The organism is Pseudomonas sp. GW823-FHT05G12, from assembly GCF_058795575.1.
In genome coordinates this window covers 394,110-408,480 of record NZ_CM179501.1, presented here as the reverse complement: position 1 = coordinate 408,480, position 14,371 = coordinate 394,110, and the positions used below count along the sequence as shown (strand labels likewise).

The window sequence follows — 14,371 nt, the reverse complement described above, 5'->3', positions numbered from 1 at the left end:
TCTTTGTGCCGCCCATGCGGGCCCCTTCGCGGGCGCGCCCGCTCCCACAGTGATTGGCGTTTGCAGGACCATTGTGGGAGCGGGCGCGCCCGCGAAGAGGCCGGCACAGTAATGAACAGAAATCGCTGCGCGGGTTGTATAGGCAAGTGCTGAATCGATGGTTTAGAGTGCTGATCTGCGTCGTTCACAGGACCGTGCCATGACAGACAAGAGCCAACAATTCGCCAGCGACAACTATTCCGGTATCTGCCCCGAAGCCTGGGCGGCGATGGAGAAAGCCAACCGCGGCCACGACCGCGCCTACGGCGACGACCAGTGGACCGAGCGTGCATCGGAGTACTTCCGCAATCTGTTCGAAACCGACTGCGAGGTGTTCTTTGCCTTCAACGGCACCGCGGCCAACTCCCTGGCCCTGGCATCGCTGTGCCAGAGCTATCACAGCGTGATCTGCTCCGAGACCGCCCACGTCGAAACCGACGAATGCGGTGCACCGGAGTTTTTCTCCAACGGCTCCAAGCTGCTGACGGCGGCCAGCGTCAACGGCAAGCTGACGCCACAGTCGATCCGCGAAGTGGCGCTCAAACGCCAGGATATCCACTACCCCAAGCCGCGCGTGGTGACCATTACCCAGGCTACCGAAGTAGGCACGGTGTACCGCCCCGACGAGCTGAAGGCGATCAGCGCCACCTGCAAGGAGCTGGGCCTGAACCTGCACATGGACGGCGCACGCTTTACCAATGCCTGTGCATTCCTGGGCTGCAGCCCGGCCGAACTGACCTGGAAGGCCGGCGTGGATGTGCTGTGCTTTGGCGGCACCAAGAACGGCATGGCGGTGGGCGAAGCGATTCTGTTCTTCAACCGCCAGCTGGCCGAAGACTTCGATTATCGCTGCAAGCAGGCCGGGCAACTGGCGTCGAAGATGCGCTTCTTGTCGGCGCCCTGGGTCGGGCTGCTGGAAGATGGCGCATGGTTACGCCATGGCAACCACGCCAATCATTGCGCGCAACTGCTGGCATCGCTGGTCAGTGACCTGCCGGGAGTAGAGCTGATGTTCCCGGTGGAGGCCAACGGGGTGTTCCTGCAAATGCCAGAGCACGCCATCGAGGCGCTGCGGGGCAAGGGCTGGCGCTTCTATACCTTTATCGGCAGCGGTGGCGCGCGCTTCATGTGCTCGTGGGATACCGAAGAAGCGCGGGTGCGTGAGCTGGCGGCGGATATCCGCGCGATCATTGGTGGCTGAGCGAGAGCCGGGGCCGCCTTGCGGCCCCTGCGATCTAGAGCTTGAACCCACCCATCTGCCGCGCCAGGTCATCAGCCAACCCACGCAACGCCTGGCACTCCTCGCGGCACCCTTGCACCTCCGCCGCCGTCTCACGCGCCAAATCGGAAATCCCCTGCACCGTCCGGTTTATTTCCTCGGTCACCGCCGACTGCTCCTCGGTAGCCGTGGCCACCTGATGGTTCATGTCGCTGATGTGCTCTACCTGGTCGGTAATCGCGCTCAGCGATGCCCCGGTGCGCTGGCTCGATTCCACGCCACTGCCGGTCGCCTGCTGCCCTGCCTGCATTGAACTCACCGCCGAACCAGCACCCAGCTTCAGGCGCTGGATCATCTGCTGCACTTCATCGGTGGACAGCTGTGTGCGCCGGGCCAGCGTACGTACTTCATCGGCCACCACAGCGAACCCGCGCCCCATCTCCCCTGCCCGCGCGGCCTCGATGGCAGCGTTCAACGCGAGCAGGTTGGTTTGCTCGGAAATGCTGCGGATTACCGCGAGCACTTCATCGACCGAAGCGACTTCGTCGGCCAGCTGGCTGACCGCATCGGCCGCCTTGCCGATGTCGCCCGACATGCCCTCGATGCCACGAATGGATCGTTGCACCACCTCGCGGGCCTGCAACGCCTCGTCTCGTGCCGACTGCGACGCCTGGGCCGCATCCCCGGCATTGCGGGCGATGTCCTGCACGGTCAGGCCCATCTCGTGTACAGCAGTGGCGACCATTTCGGTCATCTCCTGCTGGCGCCCGGAGCGCTCGGCGGTGTTGTCCACCACCTGGGTTACCTGCTCCACGGCCCGCCGCAGCCGCTCGGAGGTATTCAACACCTCGCCGATCAGGCTGCGTTGGCTGTCCAGGAAGCGGTTGAAACCACGGGCCAGGTCACCCAGCTCATCCTGACGCGAATCGTCCAGGCGGTGGCTGAGATCACCCGCTCCACCGCCAATCTGAACCAATGCGGCGGTAACGCGGCGGATCGGCCGCACCAGGCCACGCGCCAGCAGTACCACCAACAGCAGCGACACCAACGCGACGGCGCCACCGATCAGGCTGGTCAGCCAGACGGCCTGATGCATTTGCGCGTAAATTTCCGACTCTGGCACTTCGGCCACAAGGGTCCAGTTGAGGTCGCGCAGCGGCAGGCCCAGCGCCAGGTAGCGCTCACCGTCACGGCTGAAGCGGCTGCTACGCAGGCTCTCGCCTCCGGTCATGACGCCTTTGGCTGCGTCAGCGCCAAGCTGCTCGGCAAGCTGGCGCTTGCCACTGAAGGCAGCATCGGGATGCACCTGGATCAGGCCATCGTTGCGCACCAGGAACACCTTGCCGTGCTCGCCAAAGCTGAAGTCGTGGATCAGCTTCGATAACTCGGTCATACGCAGGCCCATGCCGGCCACACCCACCAGCTTGCCTTCCTTTTCCACGCGATAGTCGATGAACAGAGCCAGTTCGCCGGTGGCACCATCGATGTCGATGTTGATGAAGCGCTCGGCGCCGCTGTCGATGTAACCGTAAAACCACTTGTCCTTGGGGTTGCTGCGGCTGAGGGTGCGGTCCAGGCCGTTCTCGTTGTAGTAGTGGCCGGTTTCGGTCGAGGCGAACAGCGTAGTAAAGGCGTGGTTGCGCTGTTTGGCGGCGGCCAGGTATTCGATGAATTGGGGTGCCTGCGCGGGATCTTCACCGGCAGCAAGCCAGTCGCGCAGCAGGGTGTTACCGGCAATGTCCGCGGCAGCGACCAACGGTTGGCCCAGCATGCGCTCGATGTCGTTGCGGATGGCTTCGATGCTGGCTGGCAGGGCAGTGTCGACCAGGTAGCGGTCGGTGAGGCGGTTGAGCGCCACGGTGAAGATAATGACCACCACCAGGATGCTCGCCAGCAGGGCAGCGCCCATGCTGGTGATCAATTGCAACTGGATGCTCTTACGCCAGATACGCATGTCCCTACTCCCCCGCACATTATTGTTTTGCGGGAAGTGTATACACTTGCGTATCCAGTTAATCCAGTGATCTGAAGCAATCAGATGCCCCCTGTAGGAGCGGGTTTACCCGCGAATGCGATGTTGAAGCCACTGACGCATTCGCGGGTGAACCCGCTCCTACGGGGGGGGCGGTGTACGGGCTTATTGTTGAGCGATGGCCGCACGATGGCATCCACCGTGGCGTCGATCTGCGCTTGAGTTCGCGCAAGGGTCTGCTGATGCCTGTAGGAGCGGGTTTACCCGCGAATGCGGTGTTGAAGCCACTGACGCATTCGCGGGTGAACCCGCTCCTACGGGGGGACGGTGTAAGGCCTTATTGCTCAGCGATGGTCCGCACGATGGCATCCACCGTGGCGTCGATCTGCGCTTGAGTTCGCGCAAGGGTCTGCTGATGCTCTTTCTGCAGTTCAACCTGTTTGGAGCACAGGTTAAGGGCAGCCAGCACCAGCAGTTTGTCACCGATCAAGGTCGGGTACTGACGCTTGGTCTCGTTAAGGGCTTTGTTGAGCATCCGTACCGCCTGGGCCAGGGTTTCTTCCTGGCCTTCGGGCGCCTTGATCGAATAGTCGATGCCGAGGATCGACACGACATTGATCGGCTGCTCCTGCAGTCTCATGCGCCAACAACGCCCGCGCTGGCGCGCTCGACCAGAGCCTGGATGCGTGCTGCGGTAGCGCCGTTCTTCTCTTCCTGCTCCATCAGCGACAGCTGCAGGGTTTCGTTCTCTTCCTTGGCCTGGGCCAGTTCCTGGCCAAGGGCGGTGTTCTGCTCGATGAGTTGAGCGTTTTTCTGCATCAGGTCGCTGACCAGTTGCTCGATTTGATTCAGGGAAGCTTCCAGCATGGGTCTATCTCAGGTTGTTGCGAGGGGCACACACGATAAAGAAAAGTGCGCCCTATCGCCATTAAATATCGGATTCATAAGGTGTCGAACCCGCAGATTGACAGGGTAATCGACCCCTTGTTCCGACCTGGATCAACCGCCGGTCAGGAAAAGGTTCGCGGTTGCACCATTTTCCCCGGTCGCATTCAAGACTGGCCAGTCACGACCGATAGCCCGGCAAGTCATGTTTTGTCGCTCTTATCCCACTTGCCTGGATCCTCCTCTCCATGTCCCTACGCAACATGAATATCGCCCCGCGCGCGCTTCTCGGCTTCGCGCTCATCGGCCTGCTGATGCTCGGCCTTGGTATCTTCTCCCTGGTGCAGATGGGCAACATCCGCCAGGCGGGCGTTGCCATCGAGCAAGTCAGCGTGCCCAGCATCAAGATCCTCGACGAACTCACCGCGCTGAACCTGCGCATGCGCACGCTTTCCTACCGCCTGCTGCTCAACCGCGAGCCGGCAACCCAACGCGATACCCTCGATCTGCTGGACCAGCGCAACAGCCAGATCGACCGTGCACGCCAGGCCTATCTGCCAATGATCGTCGCCGCCGACGAACAGGCAGCATTCGACCAGTACGGTCAGTTGCTCAACCAGTACCGCCAGTTGGAATCGCGCATGCGCACACTGAGCCAGGCCGACCGCCTGGATGAATTGCGTGACCTGCTCAACCGCGACCTGCTGGCCAACTCCGAGCAGATCAACAAGGTCATGGACACCTTGGTACGCATCAACACTGACCAGACTCGCGCCACCAACGAAAAAGCCGCCAACCAGTATGCCGGCGCTTTCGCTCTGGTGATCGGCCTGCTGGTTGCCGCCACCGTACTGACCTTCGCCTGTGCTTTCCTGCTGACCCGCAGTATCGTCAAGCCGATCGAAGAAGCACTCAAATGCGCCGAGCAAGTCGCCGACGGCGACCTGACCCACGTCATCCGCGCAGAGGGCACCGACGAAGCCGCCCGGCTGTTGCGCGCCATGGCGCGCATGCAGGACAAGCTGCGCGACACCTTGCAGCAGATCGCCGGTTCCGCCACCCAGCTGGCCTCGGCGGCAGAAGAGTTGAATGCCGTCACCGACGAAAGTGCCCGTGGCCTGCAGCAGCAGAACAATGAGATTGAACAGGCCGCCACTGCAGTCACCGAAATGACCAGTGCGGTGGAAGAAGTGGCGCGCAATGCCGTGAGCACTTCAGAAGCCTCCAGTGAAGCCAGCCGCTCCACCGGTGATGGTCGTGACCTGGTGATGGAAACCGTGGGTGCGATCGAGCGCATGAGCGGTGATGTGCAGGCCACCGCCAAGCTGATTACCCACCTGGCCGAACAGTCGCGCGACATTGGCAAGGTGCTCGACGTGATCCGTGGCCTGGCCGACCAGACCAACCTGCTGGCGCTCAACGCAGCCATCGAAGCCGCGCGGGCCGGTGAAGCGGGCCGTGGTTTTGCCGTGGTCGCCGATGAAGTGCGGGCATTGGCCCATCGTACCCAACAGTCGACCAGCGAAATCGAGCGCATGATCGGCAGCATCCAGGGCGGTACGGAAGAGGCGGTAGAATCGATGCGCACCAGCACCGAGCGTGCGGAGTCGACACTGAACATCGCCCGGGGCGCAGGCATGGCACTGGACACCATCGCCGGCGCGGTGGCGCAGATCAACGAGCGCAACCTGGTGATTGCCAGTGCGGCCGAAGAGCAGGCCCAGGTAGCGCGGGAAGTGGACCGCAACCTGGTGAACATCAATGACCTGTCGGTGCAGAGTGCTACCGGGGCGCATCAGACCAGCGCGGCGAGTGCCGAGCTGTCGCGCCTGGCGGTAGACCTCAATGGCCTGGTAGCCCGGTTCCGCACCTAGAAGCATTCGCGGGCACGCCCGCTCCCACAAGGTTCACCGCAGTCCTGAAGATAGCGATGACCCTGTGGGAGCGGGCGTGCCCGCGAAGAATCCAGACTGGCCACTGGATCAGTAATCGATCCGCACATCCCCTTTCGGCACGCTGCAGCACGACAGGATGTAGCCCTCGGCTTCGTCCTCTTCGGTAATCCCGCCGTTGTGCTCCATCTCCACCTCGCCGCCCAGCTTGAGCACCTTGCAGGTGCCGCAGATGCCCATGCCGCAGGCTTTCGGGATCATCAGGCCAACCTTGGCTGCCGCCGCATGCACGGTCTCGCCCGGGGCGATGCGGATGCTCTTCTCGCTGCCGATGAACTCCACCAGATTGAGGTCGGAAACGTCCAGCTCAGGTGCATCGGCCGCCTGCTCGGCGTGCTCCACGGCATCGGCCTTGGCTTCCGCCGGCGTCGCGCCGAACGACTCCTCGTGGTAATTCGCCATGTCGAAACCGACCGCTTCGAGCAGGCGCTTGACCGCTGTCATGTACGGCGTCGGGCCGCAGCAGAACACCACGCGCTCCATGTAGTCCGGCGCGATCAGTTCCATCAGCCGCTGGTTCAGGTAACCGCGGTAACCCGCCCACGGCTCGCCCAGGCCGTGCTTTTCGCAAATGATGTGCAGGCTGAAGTTGGGGATGCGCGAAGCCATCTGCTCCAGCTCGCGGTGATAGATGATGTCCTTGGGCGAACGGGCGCTGTGCACGAACACCATGTCGACATTGGCGTTGGTGTCGTAGAACCAGCGCGCCATCGACATCACCGGGGTAATGCCCACGCCACCCGACAGGTACAGCACCTTGCCCGACGGGAAGTCGATGGCGTTGAACAGGCCCACAGGGCCGTGCACCGGCAGCTCGAGGCCTTCGTGCATGGTGTCGTGCAGGAAGTTCGACACCAGGCCACCCGGCACGCGCTTGACGGTGATCGAGAAGCTGTAGGGCACTGACGGCGAACTGGAGATGGTGTAGGACCGCATCACGGGCTTGCCTTCGATCTCCAGCTCCAGGGTGACGAACTGCCCTGGCTTGAAGAAGAACATGATCGGCTGGTCGGCCATGAAGCAGAAGGTGCGCACGTCCCAGGTCTCCTGGATGACCTTGACGCAGCGCACGATGTGGCGGCCGTTGGCCCAGGTCTGGGTAGTGACCGGATTGAGGAAGGTATCGGACATGTTCATCTCCAGCGGCCGACTATGGCCCTTTTCATGGCTGCGATAATGCGCAAGCTGAAGACGACGCACATTCCTGCCTGCGACATCGACGTGCTTATCGCGACCAGCCCCGTGGCACAAGGGCTGGCGCGTCGTTATTCAAATCGGCCATGTCGCCCATGGATACGGTTCGCGGCGTCTTCGGACGCACACTCCACGGCAAAAGAACTAGCTGTTTTATCTGAAGCAGCCTTGCGGCACCACAACAACGATTAGCCACCTTTTGCCGGCCGCATACGGCCCCGAGGAATACACGATGGACGTCACCGCAACCCTGAGCCTGGGCGATCCACTTGAACCTGCACGCAAGGCTACCGCCGAGATGTTGCAGACCCGCGAGCGCACCTACTCGCTGCCCCAGCCTTTCTACACCGACGAGCGTCTGTTCCAGATCGACATGCAGGAGATCTTCCATAAAGAATGGTTGATCGCCGGCATGACCTGCGAGATCCCGGCCAAGGGCAACTACATCACCCTGCAGATCGGCAAGAACCCGATCATTGTGGTGCGCGGTGCCGAAGGCAAGGTGCATGCCTTCCACAACGTCTGCCGCCACCGCGGTTCGCGCCTGTGCGTCAGCGAGAAAGGCAAGGTGGCCAAACTGGTGTGCCCATATCACCAGTGGACTTACGAGCTGGACGGCCGCCTGCTGTTCGCCGGCACCGAGATGGGTGCTGACTTCGATATGAGCCAGTACGGCCTCAAGCCCGTGAACGTGAAGGTTGCCGGCGGCTACATCTTCATCAGCCTGGCGGAAAACCCGCCTGCCATCGACGAGTTCCTGGCCACGCTGGACCATTACATGGAACCGTACGACATGGAGAACACCAAGGTGGCGGTGCAAACCACCTTGATGGAAAAGGCCAACTGGAAACTGGTGCTGGAAAACAACCGCGAGTGCTACCACTGCAACGGTTCGCACCCGGAACTGCTGCAAACCCTGCTGGAGTGGGACGACACCAACGACCCGCGCGCCAGCCAGGAATTCAAGGACCATGTGGCCGCCTCCGCCGCTGCCTGGGAAGCCGAGAAGATCCCGTACCTGCACAAGAGCCACGGCCTGCGTAACCGCATCGTGCGTATGCCGCTGCTCAAGGGCACCGTGTCGATGACCATGGACGGCAAGCAGGCCTGCCAGAAGCTGATGGGTCGCATCAAGAACCCGGACCTTGGCTCGATGCGCATCCTGCACCTGCCGCACTCGTGGAACCACTGCATGGGCGACCACATGATCGTGTTCACCGTGTGGCCGATCAGCGCCCAGGAGACCATGGTCACCACCAAGTGGCTGGTGCACAAGGATGCCGTCGAAGGTGTGGACTACAACCCCGAGAACATGCGCAAGGTGTGGGACGCCACCAACGACCAGGACCGCCGTCTGGCCGAAGAGAACCAGCGCGGGATCAACTCCACGGCGTACCAGCCTGGCCCGTATTCGAAGACTTACGAGTTTGGTGTGGTGAACTTCATTGACTGGTACAGCGGGCGGCTACTGAACAACCTGGGAGCAGAGCCTGCGCCGTATCTGAAGGAAGTGCAGGCGCAGTAACCCGTACCACCCACTGGCACGGCAAATTGCCGTGCCAGTGGGTTTATGGTCGCCTTATGTCCCGATTCGGAGACGGAGGCGGCGCACTGGGTTCAGTACCCCAGCGACGCCACGCATCCGCAGCTGCTCGACCTGCCGAAGCGATCCTGGCCCCGAGTGCCGTGCCTCTGCCCCACACGTACGAAGCCCCTTCGACAACCATGCGCATACCGGTGACTTCATAGAATGTCTCCCAGGCTACCCTTGCCCCCGACACTCCGGGCTGCCCCACCCCCCGCCATACAGCCTGTGCCGCCTCGGCGTTGGAGAACAAGCCACCGCTGATGTTCCCAATTGCGTTGCCCAACCCCAGGCGACGGCCGTGACTGGTCAGTACATTACCAATCCACCCTTGTTCGACTCCGCTCATTGCGGTGCTTGCAACCCCCATTCCTCCTGTGTAGAAAAGGCTCGTATTACCGATCCGGGATCTTAGGCTCGGCGCCGTATATTCCGTACCGGAATGCTGGCTTTGCAAGCGGGCTACCACGTTTCTGGCCGTTCGTGCGATAGCCCCGCCCAACGTCACCGAACTTGAAAACATGCTTATGCCACTGATCACCGGGCTAATCACGTCGACCTGGGGGCGGGCGAACCGGGCGAACCGGGTGGCCGGGGCGGCGCCACTGGGGTCGACCCGGTTGATCGGGTCGCCACCGCAATAGGCATAGGCATTCAGCCCACCCTCCGAGAAAGGGCTGAGTGAGTCGGCAGAGTGAAAGCGCATCAATACAGGGTTGTAGGTTCGCCGGCCGTTGCCCAGGTGATAGCAACCCGTCAGGTGATCGACCATCTGCCCGGTGAAGGCAATATTCCTTGCACCAGCACAGGCCCCGTATGCTGAATAGGACTTTGGAATCCCGCCCATGTGGGCAGGGATAACGGGTTGCAGCATGCCATGCATGATGAACGCTCAGCCGATAGTGATCGCTCATCCTACTCGCCTGGAACAGGACTGCTAACTGATAGAAATGATAGGTTCTTGGTACTTATTCACAGGTTTTGACTCAGGTGATCCTGAATTTTCACCTGCACTCAGGGTTCAAGCGTGTGTGAGCCCCGATTGGCTGTTTTCTGATCAAAGCACTCGAAGACAGGAACGGCGTGGCCTACAGCCGGTATCAAACAGATTATCCACAGACCGGCTCACAGAGATTGTGGGAAAATCCTGGCAAAAAGCAGCATGCCCGCATCAGGCGATGCCAAGGGAAGCTGATCATTTTATGATCTAAACCGTGTAAGCGCCGTTATATAAGGCTCCCAGCCATGCACCAACAATTTATCCACACCTTGGCGAACAGATTCCGTGGGCAAAACGGAGCGTACCTGACATTCAGCCGTTTTGCTGGAATCCAGGCATGTGAGGGGGGAAGTGAATAACTTATACACAGGGGACTGGGCTATGAATTGTGTCGCAGGGGCCGCAGCGGGCCCCAGGATCTCGAGTCTGGCTCAGGATTGTCAGGGCTGCTAAGCGGCCTATCGCGTAACACAGGCCGCTCCCACGGGACTCAGCGCAATACGCCCTCTTCCACCAGCAGCTTGAGGATCGCCTCAGCGCCTTCCTGCGGCGAAACGTCCTTCAGCACCTTGCCACCACCGCCACTGGCCTTGGCCGTCGCCGCCTTCATGCGGTCGGCGCCGCTCTTGGCCTTGATCACCTTCAAGCGCTTGGGCCTTGGACGGGCCGGTTGCAGCTCGGCTTCAGCCAACAGCTCATCTTCGACAATGGCCACGTTACGCGCCGCCAATACCCCCCGGCGCGCAGGCCCAAAAGCGCTCTGGCGCGGCTTGGGCGCCGCGTTATCCACAGTCGCCAGCAATGGCAGACGCACCTTCAAGCGACGCCGCTGACCACGCGGCAGAGCCTGCAACACCTGCGCGGTGCCGTTGTCGATCGACTCCACCTCAGCCAACCCGACAATCAGCGGCCAGCCGAGCTTTTCGGCCAGCAGGAACGGCAACATGCCCGACCCCTCGCCAGTCTCGGCCTGGCTGCCGGTCAGCACCAGTTGGGCCCCGGCGTCGCGCAGATAATCGCCCAGCACGCCCAGCACATCGGCCCCGGCCGGTTGCTCCAGCACGTCGAGGTGGTCCAGGCCCATGCCCAGGTAAGCGCGCAAGGCCTCTTCCTGTGGATCGCCCGCATGCACCACCTGCAAGTTATCCCCAGCCAGCTGCAAACCCAACTCCACGGCGCGGGCATCCTGCTCGGCGCGGCGGGCGCGGCCGGAGCTGGGGTGGGCACCAATGGAAACCAGGCTGATCACTTTCGTACTCATGCTCGTGCCCTTATGCCGCGTCGCGCTGGCCGCCGCTGCGGTAGTTGTCCACAGCCTCGATCAGCGCCTTGAGAATCGCCGAGCTGTCGCCAATCACCGACAGGTCAGCCCGTTTGATCATGTCGCAGCCCGGATCCATGTTGATCGCCACCACCTTGTCGCAGGCACCGATACCCTGCAGGTGCTGGATCGCGCCCGAGATACCCACAGCCACGTAGACACGCGCGGTAACCCAGGTGCCGGTAGCCCCCACCTGGCGGTTGCGCGGCATGAAGCCGTCGTCCACCGCCACCCGCGAGGCACCTTCGGTAGCGCCGAGGGCTGCGGTGGCCTTGTGGTACAGGTCCCAGTCCTTGACACCGTTGCCGCCCGAGACGATGAACTCCGCTTCGGCCATGGCAATGGTGGCCGGGTCGACGGCCACCGAGCCAAGGTCTTCGATGCGCGGCAGGCTGCGCACCACACTTGTGGACAACTCCACCGGCAACGCTTCGTGACGGGTTTCGCTGACCGGCTCGGCGCACTCGGCCGCCGCCAGGATCAGGCGCGGCACAGTGCGTTGCAGGTCTTGCTGGCCGGCGCCGGCGCGGCCGATGCACTGGCCGTCCTTGACCTGCCATACCCGCGTTGCCGGGCGCTCGCCCAGCGCGGCGCCCAGGCGCCGACCCAGTTCCCCGCCACCGGTGCGGCTGTCAGGCAGCAGCCAGTGGCGCGGCGCGAACTGGTTATCCACAGCCCGCAGGCCTTGCACCAGTTGCTCCGGTGCATAACCTTCAAAGGCCTCGCCTTCGATAACCAGCAGGCGATCGACACCGGCTGTGGAAAAGTTGCTTTCCTTGTGCTCGTTGAACACCACGGCCAGCACCGCCCCGTCGCTGCCAGCCAGGCTGTGGGCCAGGCCAAGCAGGTCGCGGTCGTGGCTGCTCAGGCGGCCGCCAACCATGTCCGGCACGACGGCAATGTAGAACGCCGGCGCCGCCACCTGGTGCAGTGGCAACTTGACCTCGGCTGCTGCCGTGCGCCGCCCGCCCGCGCCGGTGCCCTGCTGGGCGCCGCTGCGGTCGATGCGCTTGATGCCGGCCGGGCCGACAAAGCCTGCGGCAATCGCATGTGGGTTCTTGCGGATGATGCCGTTGGGCCCCATCCAGCTGGTCTGTTGCGTCTGCATCGCGGCATGCAGCGGGTGCAGACGGTTACGGGCGATCCACTCGGCGCGTGGATCGCGGCGGATAATGTCGCTCATCAGTGCACCTCCGCAGGTTCACGTTTAGCCGTTTGCGGCTTTGGGACAGTGGATGCGTCCTCCTCGATCAGCACGTCGGCCACCAGTTCGGCCAAGTCCTTGATCTGTGGGCGCGGCTCGACCACGCCTTCAAGCATGGCGGTGCACTGCGGGCAACCCACGGCTACCAGCTCGGCCTCGGTCTCACGGATGTCGTCCATGCGCATATCGGGAATACGCTGCTTGCCAGGGATGTCAGTGATCGGCGCACCGCCACCACCACCGCAGCAACGGGAACGGAAGCCCGAGCGCTGCATCTCGCGCACCTCGATACCCAGCGCCTTGAGCACTTCGCGCGGGGCTTCGTACTCGCCGTTGTAGCGGCCCAGGTAGCACGGATCGTGGTAGGTGACGCTGCCGCCCTTGTGCTGGCCCAGGTTGAGCTTCTTGGCCGCGATCAGTTCGGCGATGTAGGTGCTGTGGTGCTGCACCTGGTAGTCACCGCCCAGGGCGCCGTATTCGTTCTTCAGCACATGGAAGCTGTGCGGATCGCAGGTGACGATACGCTGGAACTTGTACTTGGCCAGGGTCTGGATGTTGCGCTTGGCCAGTTGCTGGAAGGTTGCCTCATCGCCCAGGCGGCGCGCCACGTCGCCGCTGTCGCGCTCTTCCAGGCCGAGTACGGCGAAGTCCACACCCGAGGCTTTCAATACTTTGACAAACGAACGCAAAGTGCGCTGGTTACGCATGTCGAAGGCACCATCACCGACCCAGAACAACACTTCGGTCGCTTTCACTTCAGACAGCAGCCGCAGGTTAAGGTCGGCAGCCCAGTTCATGCGCCCGCCGGGGGCGAAGCCGCCAGGGTTGTCGGTGGCGATCAGGTTGTCCAGCACCTCGGCGCCCTTGTTCGGGGTGGCGCCCTTTTCCAGGGTGAGGTGGCGGCGCATGTCGACGATGGCATCGACGTGCTCGATCATCATCGGGCACTCCTCGACGCAGGCACGGCAGGTGGTGCAGGACCACAGCGTCTCGGCGTCGACCAGGCCATTGACGATCGGCTGGTGTGGATTGCCGCCGTGTTCGCCGATTGGTTTGCCAGGGTATGGGCTACCGGCGAATTGCGCGTCAGTGCCACCGGCAAGGCCGATGACCATGTCCTGGATGAGTTTTTTCGGGTTCAACGGCTGGCCAGCGGCAAAGGCCGGGCACATGGCTTCACATTTACCGCACTGCACGCAGGCATCGAAGCCCAGCAGCTGGTTCCAGGTGAAGTCCACCGGCTTTTCCACGCCAAGGGGAGCGTTCGGGTCTTCCAGATCCAGCGGCTTGAGGCCGGTGGAGCGACCGCCGCCGAAGCGTTCGGCACGGCGGTGCCAGGCCAGGTGCAGGGCACCGGCGAAGGCGTGCTTCATCGGGCCGCCCCAGGTCATGCCAAAGAACAGCTCCGACACACCCCACAGCACGCCCAGGCCCAGAATGGCGACCATCACCCAGCCACCGGTGTTGGCCGGCAGGATACCGGCGACCGGCAGGGTGGCAATGAAGAAGCTCACGGCGAACGCCAGCAAACTCTTCGGCAGGCGCATCCACGGGCCCTTGGACAGGCGAGAGGGCGGGTTGAGGCGGCGTTTGAAGACAAAGATGGCACCGGTGAACATGATCACCGTGGCGATCAGCAGTGCGTAGCCGAGAATCTTGCTCTGCAGGCCAAAACCATGCACCAGAATGGCCAGCACAGCAGACAGCACAAAGCCGCCCGCAGTGGCCACGTGGGTCTTGGACATGTATTTGTCGCGCTCAACCACGTGGTGCAGGTCCACCAGGTAGCGGCGCGGCATGGCCAGCAGGCCGCCGATCAGGTTGACCTTGGACGGCCGGCCACGGCGCCACATGCGCACCCGGCGCAAGGCACCGAGCACTGCCAGGCCAAGGGCAGCGAACAGCAGGATGGGTAGAAGGGTGTTCAACATGGGAGACTCCCACAAACAGCTGGATTCTTGCGCCGACCAGAGGGCGAGACTGGCCCCATGTAAGAGCGG

11 protein-coding genes and 3 pseudogenes are annotated in these 14,371 nt (G+C 62.6%); 4 read left to right on the top strand and 10 right to left on the bottom strand.

The features are described from left to right. Positions 1-199: 199 nt before the first annotated feature. Positions 200-1,240, top strand: coding sequence for a threonine aldolase family protein (locus AC3RCM_RS01815; RefSeq protein ID WP_047603169.1), 1,041 nt, complete (start codon positions 200-202; stop codon positions 1,238-1,240). A 34-nt stretch (positions 1,241-1,274) separates the two neighbouring features. On the opposite strand, the gene AC3RCM_RS01810 is transcribed toward AC3RCM_RS01815, so the two are convergent. The 5 genes and pseudogenes from AC3RCM_RS01810 to AC3RCM_RS01790 form a co-directional block, all read right to left on the bottom strand. Further along, positions 1,275-1,979 (bottom strand): methyl-accepting chemotaxis protein, encoded by a 705-nt coding sequence (locus tag AC3RCM_RS01810; protein ID WP_492629675.1) that lies wholly within the window; start codon positions 1,977-1,979, stop codon positions 1,275-1,277. A 207-nt stretch (positions 1,980-2,186) separates the two neighbouring features. Then, positions 2,187-3,029: pseudogene (mcpH, locus tag AC3RCM_RS01805) on the bottom strand (methyl-accepting chemotaxis protein McpH); the annotation flags it as partial. Between the two features lie 383 nt (positions 3,030-3,412). Continuing rightward, a pseudogene (locus tag AC3RCM_RS01800) lies at positions 3,413-3,475 on the bottom strand (cell division protein ZapA); the annotation flags it as partial. A gap of 92 nt (positions 3,476-3,567) precedes the next feature. Further along, the gene (locus tag AC3RCM_RS01795; RefSeq protein WP_003255684.1) at positions 3,568-3,870 is read right to left on the bottom strand and encodes a cell division protein ZapA; all 303 of its coding nucleotides are present in this window, start codon (positions 3,868-3,870) and stop codon (positions 3,568-3,570) included. Continuing rightward, positions 3,867-4,097 carry a hypothetical protein gene (locus AC3RCM_RS01790; protein WP_003255686.1) on the bottom strand — a complete coding sequence of 77 codons (231 nt, stop codon included), beginning with the start codon at positions 4,095-4,097 and terminating at the stop codon, positions 3,867-3,869. Before AC3RCM_RS01790 ends, AC3RCM_RS01795 begins: the two co-directional genes overlap by 4 nt. Positions 4,098-4,363: 266 nt before the next feature. On the opposite strand from AC3RCM_RS01790, the pseudogene AC3RCM_RS01785 reads away from it, so the two are divergent. Together AC3RCM_RS01785 and AC3RCM_RS01780 are read left to right on the top strand one after the other, a co-directional pair. Next, positions 4,364-5,086, top strand: a pseudogene (locus AC3RCM_RS01785) (MCP four helix bundle domain-containing protein); the annotation flags it as partial. A 30-nt stretch (positions 5,087-5,116) separates the two neighbouring features. Further along, a complete protein-coding gene (locus AC3RCM_RS01780) occupies positions 5,117-5,989 on the top strand; it encodes a methyl-accepting chemotaxis protein (RefSeq protein ID WP_404943662.1) in 873 nt (290 codons plus the stop codon). Positions 5,990-6,097: 108 nt separating this feature from the next. On the opposite strand, the gene gbcB is transcribed toward AC3RCM_RS01780, so the two are convergent. After that, positions 6,098-7,198, bottom strand: a complete 1,101-nt coding sequence (gene gbcB, locus AC3RCM_RS01775; protein WP_014589387.1) for a glycine betaine monooxygenase reductase subunit — start codon at positions 7,196-7,198, stop codon at positions 6,098-6,100. Between the two features lie 295 nt (positions 7,199-7,493). On the opposite strand from gbcB, the gene gbca reads away from it, so the two are divergent. Beyond that, positions 7,494-8,786: a glycine betaine monooxygenase oxygenase subunit gene (gene gbca, locus AC3RCM_RS01770; RefSeq protein ID WP_064490902.1), complete on the top strand. Its 1,293-nt coding sequence runs from the start codon at positions 7,494-7,496 to the stop codon at positions 8,784-8,786. A 43-nt stretch (positions 8,787-8,829) separates the two neighbouring features. On the opposite strand, the gene AC3RCM_RS01765 is transcribed toward gbca, so the two are convergent. The 4 genes from AC3RCM_RS01765 to dgcB all read right to left on the bottom strand — a co-directional run bounded on the left by AC3RCM_RS01765 (position 8,830) and on the right by dgcB (position 14,302). Then, positions 8,830-9,693 (bottom strand): RHS repeat-associated core domain-containing protein, encoded by an 864-nt coding sequence (locus AC3RCM_RS01765; RefSeq protein WP_269200235.1) that lies wholly within the window; start codon positions 9,691-9,693, stop codon positions 8,830-8,832. A 643-nt stretch (positions 9,694-10,336) separates the two neighbouring features. Beyond that, positions 10,337-11,107 carry an electron transfer flavoprotein subunit beta gene (gene etfB, locus AC3RCM_RS01760; protein ID WP_003255694.1) on the bottom strand — a complete coding sequence of 257 codons (771 nt, stop codon included), beginning with the start codon at positions 11,105-11,107 and terminating at the stop codon, positions 10,337-10,339. A gap of 10 nt (positions 11,108-11,117) precedes the next feature. Then, positions 11,118-12,350: an electron transfer flavoprotein subunit alpha gene (gene etfA / locus AC3RCM_RS01755; RefSeq protein WP_064490900.1), complete on the bottom strand. Its 1,233-nt coding sequence runs from the start codon at positions 12,348-12,350 to the stop codon at positions 11,118-11,120. Beyond that, complete coding sequence (gene dgcB, locus AC3RCM_RS01750; RefSeq protein WP_064490899.1) at positions 12,350-14,302, bottom strand: dimethylglycine demethylation protein DgcB; 1,953 nt, start codon at positions 14,300-14,302, stop codon at positions 12,350-12,352. The genes etfA and dgcB overlap by 1 nt, the downstream gene beginning before the upstream one ends. Positions 14,303-14,371 lie beyond the last annotated feature (69 nt).